Genomic DNA, 25,699 nt, shown 5'->3' with positions numbered 1-25,699 from the left:
TTATATGGCTTGGTATGATATTACAGGTACAATAGCAGATTGGACGATGGCTGGGGCTGCTGTTTATGCAGCCTTCAATGCTAAAGATTGGATTAAAGACAAACACAATTCAGCTGGCTATGATCATGTTGCAAAATTAATGGCAGATTACGATACAGTAGTTTTAGAAATGAATCGCTTTTACTTCTATATGTCAAAGTTGAAAAGAACAGATGATGAATTCCATACCACGATAAAGAATATTGAAGATCACGTATATACTGTATTGCCATTACAAGATAGATTAAAGGCTTGTAGAAGATTTAATATAAAGAGCAAAGTGGAGCTTGAACAGCATTTTAAAGATCTAGTTAGATTTTATAATCTTTGCCTGAAGTTTTATAGTGCTTTACGACTTGATGATATTAATATGTTTAAAGAAGCAAGAGCGAATCTAGATCAGCAATATCTCAAAGTCGATGGATTCAAAAAGAATTTGGATGCGGATATTAAAAACTTATTTTCCTTCTCCTAGTACGCTATGCGTTTAACAAGCCGCAATATTGCGGCTTTAATTTCACCATCATAGGGCAGCTCAATTAGATCGGGTTGGCTTCGCGTTAGTACTATACGATGCACAGCGTATGTCTTCACACGAGAAGTTAGGTATGGTTGCTGCGTGAAGTACTGGAGATAACATAGCCAGTACTAATAGAGTTCTTCTCATATGTGTCGTCCTTGTTTTTTCTGTACTGTAGTAGTATCGCCAGTATCTTAACCTTAGTGTAGAATCAGTACAAAGTATTCTCGTTCAAGACAACACAGAGACTCTATGACCAAACAAGATTGGATAATGCAGCTTCGCCGCTGCATCAGTATTGATACCCTTGAAAAAGTAATTGATAAGAATAAGTACGAACTATCTAATGATGAACTTGAAACCTTCTACGCCGCGTCTGATCATCGACTTGCAGAACTTACAATGGGGAAGTTGTACGACAAAATCCCCCCTACCGTTTGGAAGTACGTTAGATGAAATGGGCTAATAGAATTATAATTAGTTTAGTTATAGTACTGCTCTCTATTTTAGTACTGCTATTGATCAGTACTCTATACTACAGCACGGATAAGAAGATGGAACTTGGCTCCTTAACTGATTGGCTATTAGTTTTAGCGAATTTTATTATGGCATTCTCTGCTTTTTATGCTGCTTATAAAGCTAAAGACTGGCTGAAAACACAAACTAAAACCAAAGGACTAGAAGCTGCCATTGAAAAAATTTCTAAACTTGATGAACAGTATAGTGATGCAATGGATAGTAAAGAGCGTATAACTAAGTTTTCATCTAGAATAGAACAATTAAATGAGTTTCGTGATGAAGTACTTGAATTATATATTGAACAATCCAAAGTCGAATATGACAAAATAAAAAAAATCAAGAACCTCAGCCATTAGACTAAAACGAGAAATTCTTTCTATTGAACGACTCGGAATAATTATATCCGATAAAGAACAACTTGAAAAAATATGCAACTGTTTAATTAGATTTCATACTGCCTCTGCGATTTTCATCCTTACAGTACAACAATTCTTAAGATCTAAGCATCCAGATGAACAGTACTTGATGTATAAAATTCAATTCAAAGATATCAATTCATTTTCTAAGATCACTATGGCAGATATCTATGGTCTTAAAGAAGAAGCATCTAAAAAACTAGATTCATATTACGATGAACTTATGACGGTAAAAGTACATAAGCTTTTTCAGAGTTAGTTAAAATCGTATGTTTCTGATGAGGGTATTGGTTACATACCCTCGCCGTTAAATTATTAGACTTTCTTTTTAGCTCTAGATTCGGCTTTAATCAACACAGCCTCATCGCCATTTTTGTTCCATACTGTTTCATTTAAGCCCCAATGTATCGAATAAATCTTCACACCTTCATGTTCATAGACACTATCATTACCTTTACAAGTATAAAGAATTATTAAATCCCCATCATTCAAAGTAATTGCGGTTAGAGAGTCAAAATCGAACACGTGACGCAGTTTATTAGAAACAGTACCATCACTATGATAAGTACTATCCGATAGTAAGTAATTCCATAATAATACTCCGTTTGAATTGGAGCGTAACACTATCCTCTCCATGGAAATGTTTCCATGATCTGAAACAAAAGAAATTTCAAGACTCATTTAGACTCTCCAGAGTGTTTTTTGCGTGTAGTGTGAAACTATTTTACCGCTAATTATTTCCTGAATATAATATAATCAACATCCTCATCAAAGCGAGGATTTTTGGGATGTGTTAGGATCAGTTCGTAGTTGTCTCGTATGTTACGGTAAAGGTTAGTAAATTCTACGCACCATGAATTACTTGTGCGTCTCGCTTCCCAGTTACCATTTTCATTCTGCTTCAGTTTGTAGCTCGGTGGGTCAAAATCAACGATATCAAGGAAGTCGATCATCATTCCACCCTCATAGTTGCTCGCAGTTTAACCATATAATGTCATTTTTTTACTGTCCATATGTCAACATCACTATCATTATTCAATTTTTTTATCATGCGTACTTGAGTGTACTTTACATTTCGCTTTCAAAAATTCTCTATCAAAATAGTTTTCCGGTACTGGAGTTAACATACCATCTGGAATGTCAGCTATATATGTCGCCATAACTCCATTACTTTGACACTTTTTCATTATGTACTTGTCATTGTATTGAGCTATAATTACACGTCCATCCTTATCCTGATATAACCCATTAGGTGCGAAACCATAGTAATAATTCCCTAACGCGAAACAAATAACCCAAGAATAAAATACAGCCTTTAACAGCCCCCTGCCTTGCACGTTTCCCTCATCAGTTTTGTTGAGTTCTCTTATTGAATCGGCAATGGAAAACAATGAATAGTAAATTATAATATAAAAAACAAAAACAGTTGATACCTCATGTAAGTTTCTATCTTTAAGATACATCATTACGGAAAGTACTACCAAGCTAATAAGTACTAGAAAAGTATTCCAAATAGCACCTTGTGATGATTTCATTGCAGTCTTTATCATTGCGAAAGCAAATAACAATGCAATTAATGACTTTATCAGTACTGAAAACAAACTAGATGAATCTACACTGATGTAACTGAATGGATAGCCATAAAAAACAGCCTCTCCCATCCTAAAGAAGAAATAGCATGAGTACGCAAAAATGGTAATTTTAGTAATATCTGCTATGTTTTTTATTCCATTCCAATTTAATGCCATAGCTAAGTCATCCCTCTGCTATTAATCTTTCTACTAGTTTTTTGGAGTTCTTAATTCGGTACTCTTTCCCTTGAGTATCTAACACAGTGATATCTTCAAGTTGATAGACGTCACCTTCATCTCCATTGAGAATAGTGCTACGCCTTTCCACATCGAGTACCACCCTCTCTTTTTCCTTCAGATGAATTCCTTCCTCGATATAGTCACGACAGGTATAGCCTTGCTCATAATGGCATTGCACACCTTCTATTGCGGCAATTCGTCTACCTATATTTGTAACTTTAACCTCAATTTTATAGACCTTTTTGTAGAACGGCTCCGCTACTGTACGTGCGGTGATCAATAGTTTCGATCTGTCTCGCAGAGCAGTTCTTGCCGAGAAGAACAATGCAGTACATGCAATTATGAATGATAACGCACTAAAACTAATAGTAAGCAAATCTTTGTACTTGCTCGCGAACTCGATCATCTATTGTCCTTTGAAGTTGAACATTGCAGTACTTTATCATTGTCTCATGCAAGTGCCAGTGCTGCATGTCGAAATCACTATCATGAGGGGTTGTAATTGATCGGGGGTGGCTTCGCGTTAGTACTGCCCGGCGAATCATTGGACTTCCCTACTCACGAACGGGGGCGACGACTTGTCTTTTCTACTTACTGTCTTTTCAGTAGTTATTTTGAGTAGTTTTTATCTAAGGGCTTTCAACAGCCCGATCCCTAAACAAACGAAGTGCGTAGCTACTAATAAGTCATTTAAAATACCCAAAATTATTTTAGTTCTTTTCAATAACTAATAAATTATTTTAAAAAAATCAAAATGCCGCGTTCTTTTGACCGAAAGGGAAAAAACGCAAGTTTAATCCCTATTTAATTTTTCTTAGTTAAAGCGAGTTTACGAGCTTTGACTACGACAAGTTTACTTGGCGATTGTTTATTATAAAATTTTGAGTAAGAGTAATATTAATATAACGTCGCAAGATGCGAATTGACACCACAATCTGAACGCAAACAATTGATTTTACTACGATTTATTTTGTTATCATGTGAAGTAAACACACCATCTTGCGAAGTAAACCACCATCTTGCGAAGTAAGGTGGTCGCAACATAAAGTAAATCACTTCGCATCATCAATCATTTTCTGAATCAGTACTATCATTTCTTCTGCCGATCCGCCGTCATTATATATTTTATCGATTCGATATTTCTGTACTGGCGTTAAATAACAGTGACCGTCTTTTGAATTTTTAAATAACTTCACACCTTTAGTATGAGCATCAACCATTGCCGCCGATAGCTGCTTGGTGATAGTTAGAAACTTGCGTACTGTGTCCTCTGTAGGTGCCGAATCACCACTAGTTTTCCCGTAGTAGTACTGGAGCCAGTACTTAACCCTATCCCTGCTAATTTCAGTACAATTGAATAGTACGAAGTATACTTTTTCTTTTGGGTATCCTTTCTTGCCTGCACATTTACTAATAACATCAATAACTATGGATTTACCCTCTGTGGTAAGGTCTGAGTACTTATGGTTATTACCAGCAATGCTAATGAATTTTGAGTTATCTGTTTTTTGTTGTTTTCCTGCCATTATATACCCATAAATAGTTTAGTTGGTTTTTTATTTTCCCAAAAACAAGCCCCACGTCCGGGCTTTATTTTATTGCGTTTTCATATTGTTGTCGTAATCAGATTGGATACTATCTCTTACTTCAATGAGACGGTCGATAATACGACTATCTAAACGTGGTTCAGTACTGAATTGCGAGATCACATTATCAATCTCTTCAATCTTCCACTCTTGCCACTGTCTGTGGGCTTGATTGGGACATTTGAAAGTTTTATTTACGTGAAGTCCACCAACCCAACATTTCGCACAATAACTATCATTGTTATGAGACACTCCCATTGGCAAACTGTTACTTTTCTTACGACCATCACACATCAGACAATTGATCTTATTCGGAATCCAAACGCAATTACTTGGAGAGTACTCTTTCCCACCAGTAAGCCAATCTTTGTCAATGCACCAGTCTTCAATGTGAGTGTCTAGCCACCAGCGTGTGAAGTTAGAGTAAGTAAGCCATTCAGTGCAAACAGTGGCTTTCCCCTTCTTCTGTGCCGCTAAACGACTGTTCCACGCCTTATAGCAATCTTTTCGAAACTCAGGTGTAATTAGTCCGATTTCAATTTGTTTTTGTTTCTTGCGAGCTAGATCGTTAGTACCAATACCGTAGACTAGTTTATTATTTTCCTGTTCCATTTCAAATTCCATTTATATTTGCATCTCAACGTCCGTGTGATGCCTCTGTACTACTTACTGCAAACTACCTATTAGCTCTTATTACCTCCTAAAATTGCATATTGATTTATCAGGTAGACTAGTGCTCCACTTTGAGTACTTGCCTTACCACTATCCACTAATTGTTGTAAGTACTGCATTTGCGTTTCGTTTAAACGTACATTAATTTGCTTTTTCTTGTTCTTCTTTTCCATTGCTATACATTCCCTATGTTTTTTCCGTAAAAAAGTACCGCCTCGTGACATTGGCGGTAACTTTGTCTTTGGAGATTTGTTGTTGTATTATTTATCAGATAAAGTAGAAAATGTTTCCATATGCGATTCCAAGCTTTTCATCTCGAATCACAAAGGCTATTGTATTTCCATCATCTATATTTATTAATTTCACGTCATAAAGCGTGAACAATACAGGCCAGTATACGCTATTGAATTGATCAATATCATCTTCGGTTAATTCTAGATTATTGTCTTGAAGAAATCGTAGTATCTCATTTACCAAAACATCTAGTACTGGTAGATCGGGAAATAGTACTTTTACTAGCCAACAAGCCGTTATAATATTAAGCTTGTACATTTAGCACTCCCAATGCCCATATGAAGGCAATTCCCCAAATTATACTTATTGGGTTAGCGAGTATTAAAATAATTACTACGAAAATTGTAGATAGTACGATGAAGTCTTTTATAAATTGTTTCATTAGGTGTTCCTGTGCAATTTCACTGTACTTATTTAGTGAATAACCACCGAAACACTCTTATATTATAGCATAACAAAACGAGTCGTTTCATTTTTAGATAAAATACCCACCCATATTATAGCCGAAATTAGATTTTTTGTCAGAATTATTTGAGAACTGCGTCCATATTCTGTTGTAAATATATAACATCTACAATCCACTGTTTTTCTGGCAAACTACCGATGTAATTAGCCAACAAGAAATAATCGGTGTAACTAACATTATCGATACCTTCAAAAGTACAAACACCTTCGCTCTCACTCTCGACAATACTAAAACCACCACTATTATAAGTAGTATTATCACCACTAACTGTAATATCCACTTCGTGTAGTACTTTAAGTTTCTTATCAGTTATCAGAGCGTGGCAGTAAACATTATTATTGTACTGCACTTCTATGATGTTATAATCACCAATATTGATGAAAGTTAATTTATCAACCACCTGAACTAAGTACTTCCTAAGACTCATTCGAAGTTCAACATTACTTGCATCCAGAAGTGCTGAAATACTATCACTACTAATATCCGGCAATGGTTCTTGTACTTGTAAGTTTAAAATTTCACTTTGTATTTCTTCAATACGATCTTGAATATCCGTCAATGCGTTTGCCAAAGGCAAAGAAGCCCGTTGTTTTAATCTTTTCCGTTCATCAATCTTTACTCTACAACTCTGTTCTTCTATTTTTAGTTCTATCAGCTCTGCCTGTAACAGTGCTTCGTTTGAAGTATCTGCATTAGAGATTGAAAGTACCTTACTGAGATCAACTTGCTTAACGTGAGTGATAACTATTCTTTCAACTTCTTCAAGACGAATACTTTTCTGTCCACAAATTTTATAGTTCAAACGATTAAGGCATGTAATATATCGCATACCTCTACCATTTTTCGTAGTAGTGACTTTAGAACCACACTTTCCACAACGTACTAAGCCCGTTATGATATTATTAACTTCCCTTGTTTTATTGTTCTCACGTGGCCTGCCCTTCTTACATACGGCATTAGTACTTAATATTCTGTTCGCCAATACAAACAACTCATCATCGATCACTTTCGGAAATACATTAGGAATTAAAGTTATCTTCTCACGAACGAGATTACCTCTGAGACGCTCGTCTTTGATGAGTTTAGTGATCGTGTTAGGACGCCATAACGATTTACCAGTCCCTTCTTCATTCAACCTCCGGGCGATCATAGGGCTACTCATACCGTTCGTGTACTCACGAAAGATTCGCTTTATGATTTCTGCTTCATTTTTGAGTACTACATACTGGTCATCGTTCGACCCTAACCAACGCGGTAGTTTATTGGTGAATACACGACCATCTTTCAACGTATCGTTTAGACGCTTTTCCCAACCGGCAGTACTCCGCTCAGACTTAATCTTACTTTCGTTATTCCCACGGGTAACGATGAGTTCCATGATGATTTTTGACATGGAGTCTTCACGATTCAGTACAACAGGTGTACTGACATCATGGATTTCAACACCCTTTTTTACGAGGTGCTGTATTGTTGTTTCATCCCACGATGAACGCCGTGAAAGCCGGTCAAGGCTATAAATGATAAGGGCATCACCCTGCCCTATACGCCCTTCATCAACTTGTTTAATGAACTCGCTGAGCTGGCCATGTTGAATGTTCATGTCGCGGTAAGCAGATACCCCGATGTCTTGCCAGTAGGTCACGTCACCTTCAAAAAGGTGCCTCTTATCCTTCAAGTACTGTTCAATACGAGCGGTCTGTTCGTCCAGACCACTACCTTCTGTCTGGGTCGTTTTACTTATACGGGTGTAAACGTGGGGGCGGCGTGTAGTCATGACAAACTCTCAAATGATAATTTTCTCATGTGTGAATAATATCAGAACACCACGGTTTCGGCGTTGCGCCATAAGAACAGGATTTTTTGCGTAGTCATCTCGCGGAATATGCACTCTTCCACGGCAAGATTGAACCAGGGATCGCAGGAGTCGGAAATCAGTAAGCGTAGGCTATTCATGGCAGTCACCGTTAAGGACGTGATACCGCCATGATACACCTAATCAAAGGGTTAACGCTAAATACGCCGCGCCTGCCAGTAGGCTTGCTTCCAATAGACATTGTCCAGCGAGGAGCGAATAACGCCACGGCTGGTTGAGGCGTGGATAAATTGATCGTTGGTGTCGTAGATACCCACGTGCAAACCATTTTCACCCGCGCCGGTTTTGAAAAACACCAGATCGCCCGGCATCAGTTCATCACGCGAGACTTTGGTGCCCAGCTCGGTTTGTTCCTCGGTAGATCGCGGCAATTGCATATCGAAACGGTCACGGAAGGTGCGATAGACAAATCCGGAGCAATCGACGCCGCCGCGATCCATCCCGCCATAACGATATGGCGTGCCGTACCATTGCCGCAGTTGCTCATTCAATTGAGCCACCACCACGATCGAGTCGGCCAACCGGCCGCTTGGCGGCGGCGCATGGCTGCTGCAACCGGCAAGGATTAAACTGGCTAATAAAAACCAAACACGCATCCTCATACGATCCCTTCATTGAACCCGTAGCCGCATCATGCCGCCCGGTCAACCACACCACCAGCGAGGCAAAGCCGGCACCACGTTAGGAGAGAGCTATTTGGCGCTAATTTATCTCTCGCATGGGGAAAAAGGCAAGTGCTGTGAAGGAGATAATGGCGATGAAGCCAATTTTTGCGCTATTGGGCGGTTTTTACCCCAGCCTTGCTGTTAATCAGCCACACCCCAAGCAGAATAAACAACGTGCCGAGAGTTTTCAGCAAGGTGGCGGATTCATTGAACCAGGGCAGGATCACCGCAGCCAGGTACACCAGCGCATAGCTGACGCTCAACAGCGGATAAGCACGATTTAGTGGCAAATGATGCAGCGCAAAGAACCAGCACAGCATCGACAGCGCATAACCAAAGATACCGCCGCACACTGCCAGCAGCGGCAAACAATAATGCATGAGCAGCGCCGGCGTCACGTCCGCGAACGACATCAGCGGGATCTGCGCCATGCCCCACTTCATCAGCAGTTGCGCCAGCGTAACCAGCAGCACGCTGGCGGCGCCCCAGGCGTAGCCCCTCATGGTTGCACACTCATCAACAGGATCCCCAGCATAATGGACGCCACGCCGCACCAGTGGCGCAACGTGGTCGGTTCCTGAAACAGCCAGCGGGCAGCCAGCGTCACCAGCACAAAATTCAGGCTGAGCATCGGGTATGCCAAGCTGAGCGGCAAACGTTGCAACACGTTGAGCCACACCGCCATGCCGGCCCCCAGCAACAACACCGCCAGCGCCAACCAGCGCAGCGTCGGCCCCCGTCTAACGTCCGGTGGCAATTGCCAACACTGGGCGGCCAGTTTCTGGCACAGCTGCCCACCACAAGTGAGCAGGCTGACGACAATCACCAACAGGTAACCGATCATCATGGTTGTTGTTGGTACCAAACCAGCGCCAGGCGGTTCATCTCAACAATCTTGTCGGCAGCCGGTAAGTTTTTCGGCACGTGATCCCCTCTCGACAATTGCAATACCAGCGAGACATCGCCCTGTTTTCGCGCCTGTGCCAACCACTGCGGGAAATCGTCATCGCTGATGAAATGGCTGCGGGCATCCGGATAGTCCAGACCATAAGACACTTCGCCCTTCTCGCTGAACATCAGCACGTCGCTGCGCTTGAGTTCCCAGGCCAGGCCTGCGGCCACGCCTACGCTGTCGGTCAGCACATAGCGGCTATGGCTTAGTTCTGCCATGTTCACTCGCGCGAAGTTTTGCGGCAGCTTGGAATCGGTCACCTGCTGCGGAATCGCATAGCCAATCAGCAGGCACAGCAGCAACGGACAGGCGGCCGCCCAACGCCAGCGGCGTGCATTATCCCGCACCGACACCACGGCGAACGCCAGCCACCCGGCAAAGGCGATAATACCGATCACGATCTTCGGCCATTCCTGGGCGTTAAACAAATGCACCTTGGGCAACAGACCACTACCGATAATCAGCAACGCCAATACGCCTATCGCGCCAAACAATCCGTTTAGCAGCGCATTGACTTTGAATGCCTTGCTGCGCAGTGCCGCCGCATAATCCTCGGCATAGGCGGCCATCAACAGTGCCAGCGGCGCCATGCACGGCAGAATATAGGTCGGCAGCTTACCTTTGGCGATACTGAAGAATATCAAAGGCATCACTACCCAACTGAGCAGGAAAAACAGCTCCGGGCGATTGATGCGCTCACGCCAGCCCTTGATCAGCGAGCCTGGCAGCAGCGCCGCCCACGGCAGCACCCCGGCAAACAGAACCGGGATATAGTACCAGAACGGTGCCTTATGCTGCGCATTGTCCTCGGCGAAGCGCTGAATATGCTCCACCCAGAAGAAGTAATTCCAGAAGTCCGGTTCTCGCTGGGCAATGGCCAGCGCCCAAGGCAGGCTGAGCAACACCGCCACCACGATCGCCACCGGGCCGTAAATAAGAAGATCTTTAATCCGACGTTGCTGAATCACAATCGGGATCACCGCAATCACCGGCACCGCCAGCGCCAGGAACCCCTTGGTCATAAAGCCCATGCCGCAGGCCAAACCCAACAGCACGTAACCGCCCAACTTGCCTTTGGCCGTGGTGGCCTTCAACGTCAGGTAATAGCTGACCATCGCCGCGGCCAGCCACAGTGAGATCATCGGATCCAGTACGCTGTAGGTACCGATGCTGAACACCAGTACCATCGACAGGAAAATCAGCGTCGCCAGGCTGGCACGGCGCGCATTGCGCCACATCAGCATCGCCAGAGCAAATACCAGCAGCGCGGTTATGCCGGTGCTGAATACCGAACCGAAACGCACCGCAAAATTGGTCTCGCCAAACAGCCATTGGCTGATGTTGTTAAACCAATAACCGGCTACCGGTTTTTCAAAATAACGCAGGCCGAGCAGATTAGGCACCACCCAATCGCCGCGCTGCAGCATCTCGCGGCTGATCTCGGCATAACGGGTTTCATCTGGCTGCCACAGCAGGCGGCCATTAAGGGGAATCAGGTAAACCAGAGCAAAAAAAATGGCCAGCAAAATGGCCCATGATCCTTTTAGTGCCTTCATGAATCGTCCTTCACATCGGTTTGACAACCCAGCCAACCTTCACGGCCGGGGAAAGGAGCGCGCTTGACGCGGCCCAATGGCAATGACGCCAAATCGTGCGGCAGCAGTTCGCTTAACGGACAGAATGCTATGCCCTGCCGTTGCGCACGCTGCAATAACTGTTCGAACATCGCCGCCTGCGACATCCCTTCCACTTCGGTATGTATGGTGTACACCGGCACGCCGCGATCGTTTTCAATGGCTTGCAAAATGTAATCGTTGAAGTCGGCCATACTGACTTCACTGCCAATCACCTCATCAAAGGTGGGCAGCGTTACCGGGATCTGAACCGTTCCCATGCGACCATCGCTTAACAGCGGACGGAATGGATGGGTGCCGCGGCAGTCGCTGTTGTAGTGAAAACCGAAACGCTGCTTCACCTCCAGCACCCGCGTATCCGCACGCCAGCCGGCGACCGCCGAGCATTTTACCGGCTGACCAATGCTGGCGGTTAGCGCATCCACGCCCCGTTGAACCTGTTGCGTCAATTGCGCCTCGGACCAGCGGCCGACGTTCGCCTGCCAGCCCTGATGATCCCAGGCATGCAGCCCCACCTCATGCCCGGCCTCGGCGGTGCGCTTCATCAACGGCCCCAGCGCGCGCGAAATATTGCGCCCCGGCCAGGCGGTACCGGCCAGCAGGATATCCCAGCCGTACAGGGACGCAGCGTTCGAACGCAACATTTTCCACAGGAATTTCGGACGTAAAAGGCGCCACAGATGGCGCCCCATATTGTCCGGTCCTACGCTGAAGAAGAAACTGGCCTGAATATCGTATTTGTCGAACAGTTCCAGCAACTGCGGCACCCCTTCCCGGGTGCCGCTGAAGGTATCTACATCAACTCGCAGACCGACTTTCTTCATTCACCTTTACCTTCCTGGACGGTAGTGCGCAGGAAGTAATCCAACGTGTCTGCAACGGTCTGCTGCATAGCAATCGTCGGCTGCCAACCCAACAGGCGGCGGGCATTCTTGATGCTCGGCGTACGGTGCTCAACGTCCTGATACCCTTTACCGTAATAGCTGCTGCTTTCTACATCCTTGAAACCGGCAAACGGCGGGAAACTGTCGCGCAACGGGTGATTGTTGAAACTCTCGAGCAGCATTTCCGCCAGTTCACGGATGCTGGCTTCGTTGGTCGGATTACCGATATTGACGATCTGGCCGTCACACAAACCGTCGCGGTTTTCGATAATGCGAAACAGCGCTTCGATACCGTCGTTGATGTCGGTAAAGCAGCGTTTCTGTGCCCCGCCGTCCATCAGTTTGATCGGCGAACCTTCCACCAGATTGAGAATCAATTGGGTGATAGCGCGTGATGAACCGATACGCGCCGCATCCAGATTATCCAGACGCGGTCCCATCCAGTTAAACGGCCGGAACAGCGTGAACTTCAACCCTTCCTTGGCACCGTATGCCCAAATCACTCGGTCCAGCAACTGCTTGGACACCGAGTAAATCCAGCGCTGTTTGTTGATCGGCCCGACGATCAGACGCGAGTGGTCTTCATCAAACTCTTTGTCGTCGCACATGCCGTACACCTCGGAGGTGGACGGGAAGATAATGCGCTTATTGTATTTCACGCAGTCGCGGACGATTTTCAGGTTTTCTTCGAAATCCAACTCGAATACGCGCAGCGGGTTGCGGGTATATTCGATAGGCGTCGCGATGGCCACCAGCGGCAGCACCACGTCGCATTTCTTGATGTGATACTCGATCCACTCCGAGTGAATGCTGATATCCCCTTCCACAAAGTGGAAGCGCGGGTTATCCAGGAAGCGGCTGATGGCATCCGAACCGATATCCAGGCCGTAAATGTCGTAACGGTCGTCGCGCAGCAGGCGTTCGGTCAGGTGGTTACCGATAAAACCGTTAACGCCCAGGATCAACACGCGGGTTCTGCGTTTCATAACCGCATTCGGCTTGGCGGCCAAGCGCACATCGGTCACGATCCCCATTTCCTGCGCCAGACGGCTGCCCTGTACGTACAGACCGGTCTCGTTTTGCCCGGCAACGATTTCCAGCGCGCCTTCACCGCAAGCGATGATCAGCGGAGAGGTGCTGAGCACGGTGCCCGGTTGTTTATCATGCTGGGCATCCAGCACGCGGGCGCGCCAGACGATCAGTTTACGCTGGCCGAGGTAGCTGAATGCGCCAGGGTAAGGCTCGGTGACCGCACGGATCAGGTTGTTGATTTCCTGTGCGGATTTATGCCACAGAATTTCACCGTCCGCGGCAGTGCGGCGGCCAAAATAGCTGGCGTCGGCTTCATTTTGCGCAGTGAATGAGGCGGTGCCGTTTTTCAGTTTGGGCAGCTCGTCTTTCAGCAGTGCCTGCGCCGCTTCCAGCACTTTTTTGTGCAACGTCAGCGCCGTATCATCAGCGGCAATCGCCACTTTACGCTGACCAACGATATCCCCTGCGTCCGGGCGTTTGACCATTTTGTGCAGCGTGGCGCCGGTTTCGGTTTCGCCATTGACCAACGCCCAGTTCACCGGCGCGCGGCCACGGTAGCGCGGCAGCAACGAACCGTGCAGGTTGAAACCGCCAAGCGGTGCCAGCGACAGGATCTCATCGCTCAGCAGGTTGCGATAATAGAATGAGAAAATAACGTCCGGTTGCATCTGACGAATACGCTCGATCCACAGCGGATGGTTAACGTCTTCCGGCGCATAGACCGGTAACTCCAATTCAGCGCCCAAACGTGCTACGGAAGAGAAGAAGTTGTTCTCACCAGGATCGTCGGTATGCGTGAATACCGCCTGAACGTCATAACCTGCCTCAGTCAGCGCTTTCAAACCCGCGCAGCCAATATCATGGTAAGCAAATACAATAGCTTTCATCATTCTTCTTCCTGAGTATTGTGAACCGGCTGTTCACCGACCACTTTCTGAACAAAATAACGAGGGCGAGCGCGTACGTCGGTATAGATACGACCTATGTACTCTCCCAACAGGCCCATGCCGACAAATTGAGCGCCAATAAAGGTAAACAGCACCGCAAACAGGGTGAACACGCCGCCGCCCGACCATTCAGGCCCCATAATCAAACGCAGGGCGATCAACACCACCGCCAGCACAAAACCTGAGAGCGCCACCACGCTACCCACGACGCTAAGCATACGCAGCGGCGTCGTCGTCAGGCAGGTAAGCAAGTCGTACATCAGGTTAATCAGCTTCATCAGGCTGTATTTGGAGTCGCCAAACTCGCGCTCGGCATGCAGTACGTCGATTTCTGTGGTGCGCCGGGCGAAGGTGTTCGCCAGAATCGGGATAAAGGTGCTGCGTTCGTGGCAGTTCAACATGGCTTCGATAATATGGCGGCGGTAAGCGCGCAACATGCAGCCGTAATCGCCCATCGATTTACCGGTAGCGCGTTGGATCATCATATTGATAATGCGTGAGGCGCTTTTGCGGAACCAGGAATCCTGACGGTTGGCGCGCACGGTGCCCACGACGTCATAGCCCTCTTCCGCTACCCGCACCAGACGCGGGATTTCTTCCGGCGGGTTTTGCAAATCGGCATCCAGCGTGATCACCAGATCGCCGCTCACCTGATTGAAACCGGCCATAATCGCCGAGTGTTGACCGTAATTACGGTTCAGCAAAACGGCAATCACGCAACTGCCCGGTTGTTCTGCCGCAGCGGTCAGCATATCGGCAGAGTTGTCGCTGCTGCCGTCATCGACCAGGATAATTTCATAAGACTGAGTCAGTTGCTTACAGGCGGCAGTAGTACGCTCAAGCAAGGCAGGCAAACTTTCCTGCTCGTTGTATACCGGTATCACTACCGAAACTTTTTTTATTGGCTCAACGCGAGACACGTAATGACTCCACAACAGAAGATAAGGCATTGACCACGCGATCAACGTCATCGTCGGTCATATCAGGGAATAACGGTAAGGTGCAAAGACGCGCCGAGTTCCATTCGGTGTTCGGCAAAACCAGTTGCGGATAACGTTCGCGGTAAAATTTCTGGGTATGGGCAGCGCGGAAATGCAGGCCGGTGCCTATGCCCAACGCCTTCAGGCGCTCCATCAGTTGGTCGCGGTCGATACCGCAACGCTCGGCATCGACTCGCACCATAAACAGATGCCAGGCGTGGTCATGCGGGTAATCAGGCAGCCCCAGCGGCTGGAAAGGCGAGCCCTCCAGCGCGGCCAAATAACGCTCGGCCAGCGCTTTGCGGCGGGCGTTCAGCTGTGGCAGACGGGCTAACTGCACGACGGCGATGGCCGCGTGAATATCCGAAAGGTTGTATTTGTAACCCGGTTCCACCACCTCGGCCTGCGGCTTGCGCCCCAGTTGTTGCCGATCGAAGGCGTCAACCGCCAGCCCGTGGAACTTCAGGCAACGCACGCGATCCGCCAGTACATCGTCGTCGGTGGCGATCAGGCCGCCCTCGGCGCAGGTCAGGTTTTTAATCGCATGGAAGGAGAAAATTGCCGTGCCGCGCGCGCCGACCCACTCGCCGTTGTAACGAGCGCCCACCGCATGGGCGGCATCTTCAATCAGGGGGATATTGTGGCGTTTTGCCACATCGCGCAAGGCATCCATCTGCAGTGGCGCGCCGGCGTAATGCACCGGGACAATGGCTTTGGTTTTAGCCGTGATGGCAGCTTCGACATCGGCGGCGCTGACCATCAACGTATCGCGGTCAACGTCAATCATCACCGGCATCGCGCCAAGCAATTCAATCATGTTGAGGGTGGAAACCCAGGTTTGCGAAGGTGTGATAACTTCATCACCCGGCCCAATGCCCAGCGCCATCAGGGTAATGTGCATACCCGCAGTGGCGGAACAAACGGCGATGGCGTGTTTACATCCGAAGGTGGAGCAGAATTCGCTTTCCAATTGCTGGTTCTGTGGCCCGGTGGTGATCCAGCCGGAACGCAATACCTTTTCTACCGCTGCGATCTCTTCTTCGCCAATGGCCGGGCGCGAAAAAGGTAAAAATTCATCCATAGTTAACCCCAAACCCATCAAATTTCTTTAATGACACTGTAGATCTCTTTTATTTAACGAATATTAAACGCCAGAGAGAATCGTTCCTGGTGGATTAACTGCCAATGTACGGCTGCAAGCTTAACTAAACCTTAAGGTGAGATTAATTATCAGTTGGCTATCAAATGTGAGCGGCACATCAAAAAAAATAAAAATCCATTAAAAAACAATGAATTATAGTTATAAATAATTACTTACTTATTTTATTTGAACTAAATTATCGTAGCACGTCAGGGACGGTTTTCAAGGCGGGAGAGTTAATTTAATGGGAAAAAGGAAATAACGGCCGATGGTTAGCCGTCTATTTATATCGAGTCCGTTTAATTTTCGTTTAAGCCGCTTTTCTCGCTACGCGGTCTTGGTCATGATCCAACGCTGATCGCCGACCGCCTGCAGATGAAAATCCACATCATAAATCTGTGAAAGCAAGACCGGCTCCATCACATCTCGCGTAACGCCCTGCGCGATCAACCGACCGGCGTGCAACAGCCAAACCCGATCGGCCTGCTGCAGAGTGTGGTTGAGATCGTGCGCGCAAACCAAAGCACTGCGCCCGCTCTGGCAAAACTCGCGAAGCAGACGATCCAGAGCGACCTTCTGCGCCACATCCAGACTATTGGTCGGCTCATCCAGCAGCAGCAGTTGACTGTTGGGGTTAACCGTCGGCCACACCTGCAGCAGCACCGCCGCCAGCCTTACCCGCTGCCATTCGCCGCCGGACAGCTGAGTCAGCATTCGTGGCAACTTGTCCATCAGTTTTAAACGTTGGCAAAGATAGAGGATGGCACTCTCCACCGCGGCTTCAGAGGCCCCCGCCGGCTGGTGCAGCGCCAAATATTGAAATACCGGCATCAACGCGACCGGGGGCTGCTGCTGGCTTAAATAAGCACGACGCAGCGCCAGCTCATTCCCCTGAAAATCGGCCACCGGTTGCCCTGACAGCAGAATTTCTCCCCTGCCGGGCAGCATGCCCGCCAAGCGAGCCAGCAGCGTACTTTTACCGGCGCCGTTCGGGCCGATAAGGTGATACTGCAACCCGGCATCAACCTGCGCTGAAAATGGGGCCAAACGCCCTTCTACCCCAACCTCACTGAGTTGCAGCATGATAGACTACCGCTCCTTGTTATCCGGCGAGGGCCTGTTTCACGGCCGCGACCAGCACCGGATCTTCCGGCGTCATATCCGGCGAGAAACGCTGAATCACTTGGCCATCGCGCCCAATCAGGAACTTCTCAAAGTTCCACAGGATATCGCCGGTTTGTTTCGGCGCACGGCCTTTGCTGCTCATACGCGCCAGGAATTCGCTGCCCTCTGGCGCAATGGCCTGCGGTTTTGCGGCAATCAGCGCCTGGTACAACGGATGGCGATCGTCGCTGTTCACTTCAATTTTGGCGAACATCGGAAACTGAACGCCGAAGGTTCCGCGGCAAAACGCCAGGATCTCTTCATTGCTGCCGGGTTCTTGCCCCAGGAACTCATTGGACGGGAAGCCCAGCACCTCAAAACCCTGCGCGCGATAGGTTTCGTACAAGGCTTCCAGCCCTTCATATTGCTTGGTCAAGCCACATTCCGACGCCACGTTAACCACCAGCAGCGCTTTGCCTTCATATTCGCCCAGGGTGGTGGAATGATTTTCGATAGTGTTTACCGGAATGTCATAAATAGGTTGAGACATAGCTTTATCCTCTTGTTTTGTTTGCAGGTGAACAGAAAAAACTACCTTACGCTTTTTACCCGGGTCAGTAACCAGATAAATAGCGGTGCCCCGAGGGTAGCGGTCACCACCCCAATGGGCAATTCTGCCGACAACAGGGTGATACGCGCCACCACATCAGCGGCCAGCAACACGCCGCCACCGGCCAGCGCGCACCCGGGCAGCAGATAACGTTGATTGGTCAGGCCACTGAGACGCAGCATATGCGGGATCACCAGTCCGACAAAACCAATCACCCCGGCCAGCGCCACGCTGACGCCCACCAGCCAGCCAATCGCCAACACCAGCAGATTGCGCCACAGATGCAAGGAAAGCCCGAGCTGACGCGCCTGAATCTCCCCCAGGGCCATAAAGTTCAGCGCCTTGCCTTGGCAACACAGCCAAAGCAGTACCGGCAACAGGGCCAGCACCAACCACTTTTGCCGCCAGTCAACGCCGCCAAAGCCGCCCATCATCCAATACATCAGTTGGCGCAGATCCAGACTGGAACTGAAGTACACCGCCCAGGTCATCACCGCGCTGCAAACGATGCCCAGCGCAACCCCCACCAACAGCAAGCGCGCATTGGTTAAGCGTCGGCGGCGGGCAAAGCTCAGCAGCAGAAAAGTCATGACTAGCGCACCGACGATAGCGCTCAGGCTCATCAACGCCACCGGCAGCAAACCGTTACCCAACAACACCGTCAGCACCAACGCCACACCGGCACCATTCGCGACACCGAGCAGGCCGGGCTCGGCCAAGGAGTTTTCGAATAGCGCCTGCATAACCGCCCCGGCCACCGCCAGGCTGGCGCCTACCAGCATCACCGCCATCGCGCGCGGCAACCGCAATTGCCAGACAAACAGCTGCGCGGATTCACTCAACCACTGTGAGGGCCAGAGCCAAACGTCACCGGCACTGAGGCTGAAAACAAAAGCCACCGCAACGCCCAGCGCCAACAGCCACAAATGGCGTTTGTCGCGAGTACGTTGATTCTGGAGCAATAAAGAAAAGGTTTGGCTGGTCGGCATAGGCGCGCGATTCCCTGCAGGCCGTATTTGCGGCCGAATAATTGACGTCTGGGTCAAATATTAGGGGGTTAGCGCCTGAAGGGGAAGTATTCAATGGCAGGAAAACGGCGGCTGCCCCTGCCCGTCACCCGCAGGTGGTGGCAAAAGCAGCCGCTGTAGAATCAATTAATGACGCTGACCATTGCCATTCGGTGGATAGGGTTCACCATTACCGTGGCCGTTACCGCGCCCATTGTCATTGCCACGACCCTGATCGTTACCGCGACCGCCGTTGTCATGACGGTTACCGTTATCATGATTATCCCGTTCGCCACGGAATGGATTACCGCCGCGATCCGGGCCAGGGTGCTCATAACCGCGCGGTGGCTTCGGTTGCCAACGGCCCCCGTCCCAATACATGCCATGGCTATTCCGCTCCCCCATACCGCGGCCCTGATGAGCATGCCACCACTGCGGCGGACGCCAGTCGTAACCATCCCAGTAATAGCCCCGACGATCCTGATCGCCCAGATGAACCGAGACGCCCGGCACGTTGATATCTATAGAGACATCCGCCTGCGCTGCCACCGGCAGCAGCAACGGTAAACAAACCAGCAACAGGATCTTTTTCATTTTATGTTCTCACTTTATTTTTCTCGCCGGAGTGGTTATATCAGCGCATTTATTTAGCGCCTATCTCACCAATGCCTATTTTCAGATCGTTTTCATCTCCTTTACGAAATCCATACACTCTTCCTATGCAGGGTAATTAATATAATTACTGACAACGCTTAACGAATAACTGACGTACGTACCGCTACAGGGTTATTTATAATTAAGCCCACAACCACCGGAGAAATATTATTATGATTAAGCGTATTGGAATGCTATTGACCGTTGCCGTACTGGCTTCAGCGCTCAGCGCCTGCTGCTTCGGCCCACACGGTGGCGGCCACCGTGGCGGCGGGCCGGGTCACTACTACAACCATTATTAACCATCAGGGGCCTCGGCCCCTTTCTTATTTCACAAAGCAATCAATATAAAATATCAATAAGAATAATCCGTATAAAATATATTATTTTGAACCAATGGGACAATGAAAGTAATATCCTCACCAGCCGATGCCAATAGCGATATAATTTAAGAATAAACCGAATTTAACGCAGAAAAAGAAAAAGGCCGCAAAAGCGGCCTTTTTTGGTTTCACGCAACTTACTCTTTCGGGCTGGCGTTCTCTACCCGACTTTTCAGCTTTTGCCCCGGACGGAAAGTGACCACGCGGCGCGCCGTAATCGGAATGTCCTCGCCAGTTTTCGGGTTACGCCCAGGACGTTGGTTCTTGTCACGCAAATCAAAATTGCCAAAACCTGACAGTTTAACCTGCTCACCATTCTCGAGAGCACGACGCACCTCTTCGAAAAACAGTTCTACCAGGTCTTTGGCATCCCGTTTGCTAAGCCCAAGCTTTTCAAACAGGTGTTCTGACATTTCAGCTTTAGTAAGCGCCATAGGTTCAATCCCTCAAGGATGCTTGGAATCGCTGTTTTAGAGCCTCTACGCATCTTGCAACGGTAGCGGCTATCTCCTCTTCTTCCAGTGTACGAGCGGTATCCTGCAATACCAGACTGATAGCCAGGCTCTTATCACCCTCCGCTACGCCCTTGCCACGGTACACATCAAACAAGTTTACGCCAACCACCTGATTTTCGCCAACTTTCTTACACTCTGCCAAAATATCTTCTGCGGCGACGTTTTCAGCCACTACGACGGCGATATCGCGACGGTTTGCCGGGAAGCGAGAAATCTCCCGCGCCTGAGGCACAGCGCGGCTTGCGACCTTGTTCCACTCCAGTTCGAACACCACTGTGCGGCCGTTAAGATCCAGTTTACGCTCAAGTTCCGGATGAACCACACCGATGAAACCTACGCGTTCGCCCTGTAAATAAATCGCTGCGCTTTGCCCCGGATGCAGTGCCGGATTGGCCTCTGCCTTGAACTGAATTTCGGATAATTTACCGGTCAGTTCGAGTACCGATTCCAGATCGCCTTTTAAATCATAGAAGTCGACCGGCTTACGCGCCAGATCCCAGTGTTCTTCGTGCGTATGGCCCGCAATCACCCCTGCCAGCATGACATCCTGACGGATACCCAGATTTGCCGCAGTATCAGGCACAAAGCGCAAGCCGCTTTCAAACAGGCGCAGGCGGCTTTGCTGACGATTCTGGTTATACACCACCGCGGACAACAGGCCGGTCCACAATGACAGACGCATAGCCGACATCTCTACCGAGATTGGGCTTGGCAGGATCAATGCCTCTTCACCCGGGTGCAGCAAGGCTTGCACCTTAGGATCAACGAAACTGTAGGTGATCGCTTCCTGGAAACCGTGATCGACCAGCAGGGTCTTCACGCGTTTCAGCGTCAGATCGGCTTCGCGATGCTTGGTCATGACCAGATCGGCACGTACCGGAACGTCAGGAATATTGTTGTAGCCATAAACGCGCGCGACTTCTTCCACCAGGTCTTCTTCGATTTCCATATCGAAACGCCAGCTCGGCGCCACCGCCAGCCAGTTATCGCCCTGCTCGGTCACCTGGCAACCCAGACGACGCAGAATATCGCTCACCTGCTCGCTCGGCACTACGTGGCCAATCAAACGATCCAGCTTTTCACGGCGCAACGTAATGGTGGCGCGCTTCGGCAATTCGCTTTCGGTGGTAACATCAATAACCGGGCCGGCCTGGCCGCCGCAAATATCAATCAACAGGCGGGTAGCGCGCTCCATGGCTTTGTACTGCAGCGCAGGGTCAACGCCACGCTCATAGCGATGTGAGGCATCGGTGTGCAGGCCCTGACGGCGCGCACGGCCGGTAATCGACAGCGGGCTGAAGAAGGCGCACTCCAGCAGCACATCCTGGGTCTCGTCATTCACCCCTGAATGTTCGCCACCAAAGATGCCGCCCATCGCCAGCGCTTTCTGGTGATCGGCAATCACCAGGGTGTCTGCATTCAGTTTGGCTTCGCTGCCGTCCAGCAACGTCAGGGTTTCCCCCTCTTCGGCCATACGCACCACGATCCCGCCTTCAATGCGGCTCAGGTCGAAAGCATGCATTGGCTGACCCAGTTCCAGCAGCACGTAGTTGGTAACGTCAACCACCGCGTCAATGGAACGGATGCCGCAACGACGCAGTTTCTCACGCATCCACAACGGGCTGGCAGCCTTAACGTTGATGCCTTTGACTACGCGGCCGAGGTAACGTGGGCAGGCCTGCGGTGCATCAACGCGGATCGGCAGCGTATCATCGATAGTCGCGGCGACCGGGCTCATGTCCGGTTCGCTCAGCGCCACCTGATTCAGCACGCCGACATCCCGCGCTACGCCGATGATGCCCAGACAGTCCGCACGGTTAGGCGTTACGCTGATTTCGATCGTGTTGTCGTTCAGCTTCAGGTATTCACGGATGTCGGTGCCAATCGGCGCATCTTCCGGCAGTTCGATAATACCGTCGTGATCGTCTGAAATGCCCAGTTCGGAGAACGAACAAAGCATGCCTTCAGAAGGCTCGCCGCGCAATTTGGCGGCTTTGATTTTGAAATCGCCCGGCAACACCGCGCCCACGGTGGCAACGGCCACCTTCAGGCCAGTACGGCAGTTTGGCGCGCCGCAGACGATATCCAGCAGGCGATCGCCGCCCACATTGACCTTGGTCACGCGCAGTTTGTCCGCATTCGGATGCTGACCGCATTCAACCACCTGGCCAACCACCACGCCGTTGAAAACGCCGGCTACCGGCTCCACGCCGTCCACTTCCAGGCCTGCCATGGTGATTTGATCGGATAATGCTTCGCTGCTGATGGCCGGGTTTACCCACTCGCGCAACCAGAGTTCACTGAATTTCATGTGATATTCCCGCCTTACTTAAACTGTTTGAGGAAACGCAGATCGTTTTCGAAGAACGCGCGCAGGTCGGTCACGCCATAACGCAACATCGTCAGACGCTCCATACCCATGCCGAAAGCGAAACCGGAATAGATTTCCGGGTCGATGCCCACGTTACGCAGAACGTTCGGGTGCACCATGCCGCAGCCCAAGACCTCCAGCCACTTGCCGTTTTTGCCCATGACGTCCACTTCAGCGGACGGTTCGGTAAACGGGAAGTAAGACGGACGGAAACGAACCTGCAAATCCTCTTCAAAGAAATTATTCAGGAAATCGTGCAGCGTGCCCTTCAGGTTGGTGAAGCTGATGTCTTTGTCGACAATCAGGCCTTCCATCTGATGGAACATCGGGGTGTGCGTCTGATCGTAATCGTTACGGTAAACGCGACCCGGCGCAATAATGCGAATTGGCGGTTGCTGGTTCTTCATGGTACGGATCTGCACACCGGAAGTTTGGGTGCGCAGCAGGCGTGTGGCATCGAACCAGAAAGTATCGTGATCGGCGCGCGCCGGGTGGTGCCCGGGGATGTTCAACGCATCGAAGTTATGATAATCGTCTTCAATTTCAGGGCCGGTTTCAACGGAAAAACCCAGTTCGCCAAAGAAGGCTTCGATACGATCGATGGTGCGGGTCACTGGATGCAGCCCGCCGTTTTCCATACGACGGCCCGGCAGGGAAACGTCAATAGTCTCTGCTTCCAGACGCTCGTTCAGCGCAGCGGATTCCAGCGTATTTTTACGCGCGTTCAGCGCATCCTGCACCGCCTGTTTTGCCTGGTTGATCACTGCCCCGGCCGCCGGACGCTCTTCCGCCGGCACATCGCGCAGCGATTGCATCTGCAAGGTAAAATGGCCTTTCTTGCCTAAATATTCGACGCGTACCAAATCCAACGCGGCAACATCCTGGGCATCTTCTACGGCTGCTTTGGCATTGGCAACCAGCTCTGCGAGATGTGGCATTGCTTTCCTCTTCCTCTGGCCGGTATGGCCCTAAGTAATTGTTATCTATTATTCGAACACGCCTTTCGCAAATCTTCAAAGACTTTCACGTCATCGCTGAGCAGCCACCCCAGGTACCGGGCGTTTACTCCGCTAGCGGGCTGAGACAAGCGCGTGCAGCCAACAACGCTACGGTTTGAAAGACAAAGGGTATGGCCAAAAACAAAAAAGCCTCCACAGGGGAGGCTTAGGCGCTACTTTTCGTTTCTTTTCTTACGCGCAAAGCCTCCTGAGATCAGGCGCTAAAGTAAAAAAAGAAACGAAAAATAGCAGCGTGCATGATTGCTTAACCTTGTCGATTGATTGTCCACCGGTAATAAGGAGGCGGTCAATAAAAGTCAATATTTGTGCTGAAAAACAAAGATTAAAAGAGGGAGCAAGCTCCCTCTTCTACTGACTTACGCCAGTGCTGCTTTCGCTTTCTCAACCAGTGCGCCGAAGGCCACTTTGTCGAAGACTGCGATGTCAGCCAGGATCTTACGGTCAATTTCAATAGAGGCTTTTTTCAGGCCGTTAATGAATTTGCTGTAAGACAGGCCGTTCACACGAGCTGCTGCGTTGATACGTGCAATCCACAGCTGACGGAACTGACGCTTACGTTGACGACGGTCACGGTAAGCATACTGACCTGCTTTGATTACTGCCTGGAAGGCAACACGATAAACGCGCGAACGGGCACCGTAGTAACCTTTCGCTTGTTTTAAAATTTTCTTGTGACGTGCGCGTGCAATTACACCACGTTTTACGCGAGCCATATGCTCTCTCCTAAAGTCTTATTCTGGATTCAAAAAAAATGGCTTATGCGTACGGAAGGCACGCAACAACCAGGACCATATCGTTTTTAGACACCATGCCTTTCGGACGCAGGTGACGTTTACGCTTGGTTGCTTTTTTGGTCAGAATATGACGCAGGTTAGCATGCTTGCGCTTAAAACCACCGCTGCCGGTTTTTTTGAAGCGTTTGGCTGCACCACGTACAGTTTTAATCTTTGGCATTTTAATTAAATCCACTTCGCATTGTTAAACAACGATCAGTAAGGCGAATAAAACCCACACAACGCAAGCGTTGCGCGGGTTCGATTACTTGGAAGCCTTTACTGTCTCTTTTTCGGTGCGAGCACCATGATCATCTGACGACCTTCGATCCGAGTAGGGAAGGATTCGACAATGGCCAAATCAGAATCTTCACACAGGTCTTTACGGACGCGGTTAAGCACTTCCATACCGATCTGTTGGTGCGCCATTTCACGCCCACGGAAACGCAGGGTGATTTTGGCTTTATCGCCATCTTCCAGAAAGCGAATCAGGTTGCGTAGTTTGACCTGATAGTCGCCATCATCGGTACCAGGACGGAATTTGATTTCCTTGACCTGAATGACTTTTTGCTTCTTCTTCTGTTCTTTGGTCGACTTGCTCTTCTCGTAGAGGAATTTGCCGTAATCCATGATTCGGCAAACTGGCGGTTCGGCATTTGGGCTGATTTCTACTAAATCAACACCCGCTTCCTCAGCTTTTTCAAGAGCTTCATTCAGACTGACAATACCAATCTGCTCGCCATCGACGCCGGTTAGGCGAACTTCTTGCGCGCGAATCTCTCTGTTAATGCGATTAGGACGCGCCGGTTGAACTCGTTTTCCGCCTTTAATA

The 25,699-nt window shown here is 49.1% G+C and carries 31 protein-coding genes, 1 pseudogene and 1 other annotated feature; of the genes and pseudogenes, 4 read left to right on the top strand and 28 right to left on the bottom strand.

Annotated elements, in window-relative coordinates:
• Nucleotides 1–4 precede the first annotated feature (4 nt).
• The 3 genes from JK621_RS09435 (at nt 5) to JK621_RS09425 (ending at nt 1,434) form a co-directional block, all read left to right on the top strand.
• Nucleotides 5–514, top strand: a complete 510-nt coding sequence (locus tag JK621_RS09435; RefSeq protein WP_212559561.1) for a hypothetical protein — start codon at nt 5–7, stop codon at nt 512–514.
• Between the two features lie 297 nt (nt 515–811).
• The gene (gene hha / locus JK621_RS09430; protein WP_046373740.1) at nt 812–1,015 is read left to right on the top strand and encodes a hemolysin expression modulator Hha; all 204 of its coding nucleotides are present in this window, start codon (nt 812–814) and stop codon (nt 1,013–1,015) included.
• 98 nt (nt 1,016–1,113) lie between these two features.
• Nucleotides 1,114–1,434, top strand: coding sequence for a hypothetical protein (locus JK621_RS09425; RefSeq protein WP_212559560.1), 321 nt, complete (start codon nt 1,114–1,116; stop codon nt 1,432–1,434).
• Nucleotides 1,435–1,809: 375 nt separating this feature from the next.
• Here JK621_RS09425 and JK621_RS09420 read toward each other — a convergent pair whose 3' ends face one another.
• The 21 genes and pseudogenes from JK621_RS09420 to JK621_RS09320 form a co-directional block, all read right to left on the bottom strand.
• Complete coding sequence (locus tag JK621_RS09420) at nt 1,810–2,175, bottom strand: hypothetical protein (RefSeq protein WP_212559559.1); 366 nt, start codon at nt 2,173–2,175, stop codon at nt 1,810–1,812.
• A gap of 350 nt (nt 2,176–2,525) precedes the next feature.
• Nucleotides 2,526–3,242 carry a hypothetical protein gene (locus tag JK621_RS09415; RefSeq protein WP_212559558.1) on the bottom strand — a complete coding sequence of 239 codons (717 nt, stop codon included), beginning with the start codon at nt 3,240–3,242 and terminating at the stop codon, nt 2,526–2,528.
• A gap of 7 nt (nt 3,243–3,249) precedes the next feature.
• Nucleotides 3,250–3,711, bottom strand: a complete 462-nt coding sequence (locus JK621_RS09410) for a hypothetical protein (RefSeq protein ID WP_212559557.1) — start codon at nt 3,709–3,711, stop codon at nt 3,250–3,252.
• Between the two features lie 646 nt (nt 3,712–4,357).
• On the bottom strand, nt 4,358–4,831 hold the full coding sequence (locus JK621_RS09405) for a hypothetical protein (RefSeq protein ID WP_212559556.1): 474 nt from the start codon (nt 4,829–4,831) through the stop codon (nt 4,358–4,360).
• A gap of 69 nt (nt 4,832–4,900) precedes the next feature.
• Nucleotides 4,901–5,503, bottom strand: coding sequence for a hypothetical protein (locus tag JK621_RS09400; RefSeq protein ID WP_212559555.1), 603 nt, complete (start codon nt 5,501–5,503; stop codon nt 4,901–4,903).
• Nucleotides 5,504–5,574: 71 nt separating this feature from the next.
• Nucleotides 5,575–5,736: a hypothetical protein gene (locus tag JK621_RS09395; RefSeq protein ID WP_212559554.1), complete on the bottom strand. Its 162-nt coding sequence runs from the start codon at nt 5,734–5,736 to the stop codon at nt 5,575–5,577.
• Between the two features lie 94 nt (nt 5,737–5,830).
• Nucleotides 5,831–6,115, bottom strand: a complete 285-nt coding sequence (locus tag JK621_RS09390; RefSeq protein WP_212559553.1) for a hypothetical protein — start codon at nt 6,113–6,115, stop codon at nt 5,831–5,833.
• A 269-nt stretch (nt 6,116–6,384) separates the two neighbouring features.
• Nucleotides 6,385–8,097 carry a recombinase family protein gene (locus JK621_RS09385; RefSeq protein WP_212559552.1) on the bottom strand — a complete coding sequence of 571 codons (1,713 nt, stop codon included), beginning with the start codon at nt 8,095–8,097 and terminating at the stop codon, nt 6,385–6,387.
• A gap of 47 nt (nt 8,098–8,144) precedes the next feature.
• Nucleotides 8,145–8,276, bottom strand: a pseudogene (lplA, locus tag JK621_RS09380) (lipoate--protein ligase LplA); the annotation flags it as partial.
• Between the two features lie 57 nt (nt 8,277–8,333).
• The gene (locus JK621_RS09375) at nt 8,334–8,798 is read right to left on the bottom strand and encodes an NlpC/P60 family protein (RefSeq protein ID WP_212559551.1); all 465 of its coding nucleotides are present in this window, start codon (nt 8,796–8,798) and stop codon (nt 8,334–8,336) included.
• Nucleotides 8,799–8,971: 173 nt separating this feature from the next.
• Nucleotides 8,972–9,364: a 4-amino-4-deoxy-L-arabinose-phosphoundecaprenol flippase subunit ArnF gene (gene arnF / locus JK621_RS09370; RefSeq protein ID WP_212559550.1), complete on the bottom strand. Its 393-nt coding sequence runs from the start codon at nt 9,362–9,364 to the stop codon at nt 8,972–8,974.
• A complete protein-coding gene (arnE, locus tag JK621_RS09365) occupies nt 9,361–9,708 on the bottom strand; it encodes a 4-amino-4-deoxy-L-arabinose-phosphoundecaprenol flippase subunit ArnE (protein ID WP_126486345.1) in 348 nt (115 codons plus the stop codon). Before arnE ends, arnF begins: the two co-directional genes overlap by 4 nt.
• Nucleotides 9,705–11,369, bottom strand: coding sequence for a lipid IV(A) 4-amino-4-deoxy-L-arabinosyltransferase (gene arnT, locus JK621_RS09360; protein WP_212559549.1), 1,665 nt, complete (start codon nt 11,367–11,369; stop codon nt 9,705–9,707). Before arnT ends, arnE begins: the two co-directional genes overlap by 4 nt.
• Nucleotides 11,366–12,271, bottom strand: a complete 906-nt coding sequence (gene arnD / locus JK621_RS09355; RefSeq protein ID WP_212559548.1) for a 4-deoxy-4-formamido-L-arabinose-phosphoundecaprenol deformylase — start codon at nt 12,269–12,271, stop codon at nt 11,366–11,368. Before arnD ends, arnT begins: the two co-directional genes overlap by 4 nt.
• Nucleotides 12,268–14,250, bottom strand: coding sequence for a bifunctional UDP-4-amino-4-deoxy-L-arabinose formyltransferase/UDP-glucuronic acid oxidase ArnA (arnA, locus tag JK621_RS09350; RefSeq protein WP_212560168.1), 1,983 nt, complete (start codon nt 14,248–14,250; stop codon nt 12,268–12,270). Before arnA ends, arnD begins: the two co-directional genes overlap by 4 nt.
• A complete protein-coding gene (gene arnC / locus JK621_RS09345) occupies nt 14,250–15,230 on the bottom strand; it encodes an undecaprenyl-phosphate 4-deoxy-4-formamido-L-arabinose transferase (RefSeq protein ID WP_212559547.1) in 981 nt (326 codons plus the stop codon). The genes arnA and arnC overlap by 1 nt, the downstream gene beginning before the upstream one ends.
• Complete coding sequence (gene arnB, locus JK621_RS09340; protein WP_212559546.1) at nt 15,217–16,371, bottom strand: UDP-4-amino-4-deoxy-L-arabinose aminotransferase; 1,155 nt, start codon at nt 16,369–16,371, stop codon at nt 15,217–15,219. The genes arnC and arnB overlap by 14 nt, the downstream gene beginning before the upstream one ends.
• 387 nt (nt 16,372–16,758) lie before the next feature.
• Nucleotides 16,759–17,514 carry a vitamin B12 ABC transporter ATP-binding protein BtuD gene (gene btuD, locus JK621_RS09335; protein WP_212559545.1) on the bottom strand — a complete coding sequence of 252 codons (756 nt, stop codon included), beginning with the start codon at nt 17,512–17,514 and terminating at the stop codon, nt 16,759–16,761.
• A gap of 19 nt (nt 17,515–17,533) precedes the next feature.
• Complete coding sequence (locus JK621_RS09330) at nt 17,534–18,085, bottom strand: glutathione peroxidase (RefSeq protein ID WP_212559544.1); 552 nt, start codon at nt 18,083–18,085, stop codon at nt 17,534–17,536.
• Between the two features lie 41 nt (nt 18,086–18,126).
• The gene (gene btuC, locus JK621_RS09325) at nt 18,127–19,134 is read right to left on the bottom strand and encodes a vitamin B12 ABC transporter permease BtuC (RefSeq protein WP_212559543.1); all 1,008 of its coding nucleotides are present in this window, start codon (nt 19,132–19,134) and stop codon (nt 18,127–18,129) included.
• Between the two features lie 165 nt (nt 19,135–19,299).
• Complete coding sequence (locus JK621_RS09320; RefSeq protein ID WP_212559542.1) at nt 19,300–19,746, bottom strand: DUF2502 domain-containing protein; 447 nt, start codon at nt 19,744–19,746, stop codon at nt 19,300–19,302.
• Nucleotides 19,747–19,979: 233 nt separating this feature from the next.
• On the opposite strand from JK621_RS09320, the gene JK621_RS25465 reads away from it, so the two are divergent.
• Nucleotides 19,980–20,108 (top strand): hypothetical protein, encoded by a 129-nt coding sequence (locus JK621_RS25465; protein ID WP_013812635.1) that lies wholly within the window; start codon nt 19,980–19,982, stop codon nt 20,106–20,108.
• Nucleotides 20,109–20,326: 218 nt separating this feature from the next.
• Here the strand turns inward: JK621_RS25465 and ihfA are convergent, their stop codons facing one another.
• From ihfA to infC, 7 genes are all read right to left on the bottom strand, one after another.
• Nucleotides 20,327–20,623: an integration host factor subunit alpha gene (gene ihfA, locus JK621_RS09315; RefSeq protein ID WP_004943604.1), complete on the bottom strand. Its 297-nt coding sequence runs from the start codon at nt 20,621–20,623 to the stop codon at nt 20,327–20,329.
• Nucleotides 20,624–20,627: 4 nt separating this feature from the next.
• Nucleotides 20,628–23,015: a phenylalanine--tRNA ligase subunit beta gene (gene pheT, locus JK621_RS09310; RefSeq protein ID WP_212559541.1), complete on the bottom strand. Its 2,388-nt coding sequence runs from the start codon at nt 23,013–23,015 to the stop codon at nt 20,628–20,630.
• 14 nt (nt 23,016–23,029) lie between these two features.
• Nucleotides 23,030–24,013 (bottom strand): phenylalanine--tRNA ligase subunit alpha, encoded by a 984-nt coding sequence (pheS, locus tag JK621_RS09305; protein WP_212559540.1) that lies wholly within the window; start codon nt 24,011–24,013, stop codon nt 23,030–23,032.
• A gap of 200 nt (nt 24,014–24,213) precedes the next feature.
• Nucleotides 24,214–24,336 (bottom strand) — a sequence feature (Phe leader region).
• Complete coding sequence (gene pheM, locus JK621_RS09300) at nt 24,288–24,332, bottom strand: pheST operon leader peptide PheM (RefSeq protein ID WP_121626058.1); 45 nt, start codon at nt 24,330–24,332, stop codon at nt 24,288–24,290. Its footprint overlaps the feature before it by 45 nt.
• Nucleotides 24,337–24,450: 114 nt before the next feature.
• On the bottom strand, nt 24,451–24,807 hold the full coding sequence (gene rplT, locus JK621_RS09295; protein ID WP_004943595.1) for a 50S ribosomal protein L20: 357 nt from the start codon (nt 24,805–24,807) through the stop codon (nt 24,451–24,453).
• Between the two features lie 43 nt (nt 24,808–24,850).
• Nucleotides 24,851–25,048: a 50S ribosomal protein L35 gene (rpmI, locus tag JK621_RS09290; RefSeq protein WP_004943591.1), complete on the bottom strand. Its 198-nt coding sequence runs from the start codon at nt 25,046–25,048 to the stop codon at nt 24,851–24,853.
• Between the two features lie 98 nt (nt 25,049–25,146).
• Nucleotides 25,147–25,698 (bottom strand): translation initiation factor IF-3, encoded by a 552-nt coding sequence (gene infC, locus JK621_RS09285; protein ID WP_013812633.1) that lies wholly within the window; start codon nt 25,696–25,698, stop codon nt 25,147–25,149.
• Nucleotide 25,699: the final 1 nt, after the last annotated feature.

Source organism: Serratia plymuthica (assembly GCF_018336935.1).
In the GTDB taxonomy this organism is placed as follows: Bacteria; Pseudomonadota; Gammaproteobacteria; order Enterobacterales; family Enterobacteriaceae; genus Serratia; species Serratia plymuthica_B.
The sequence above is the reverse complement of the archived record's forward strand: the minus strand, read 5'-3'. Positions and strand labels throughout refer to the sequence as shown.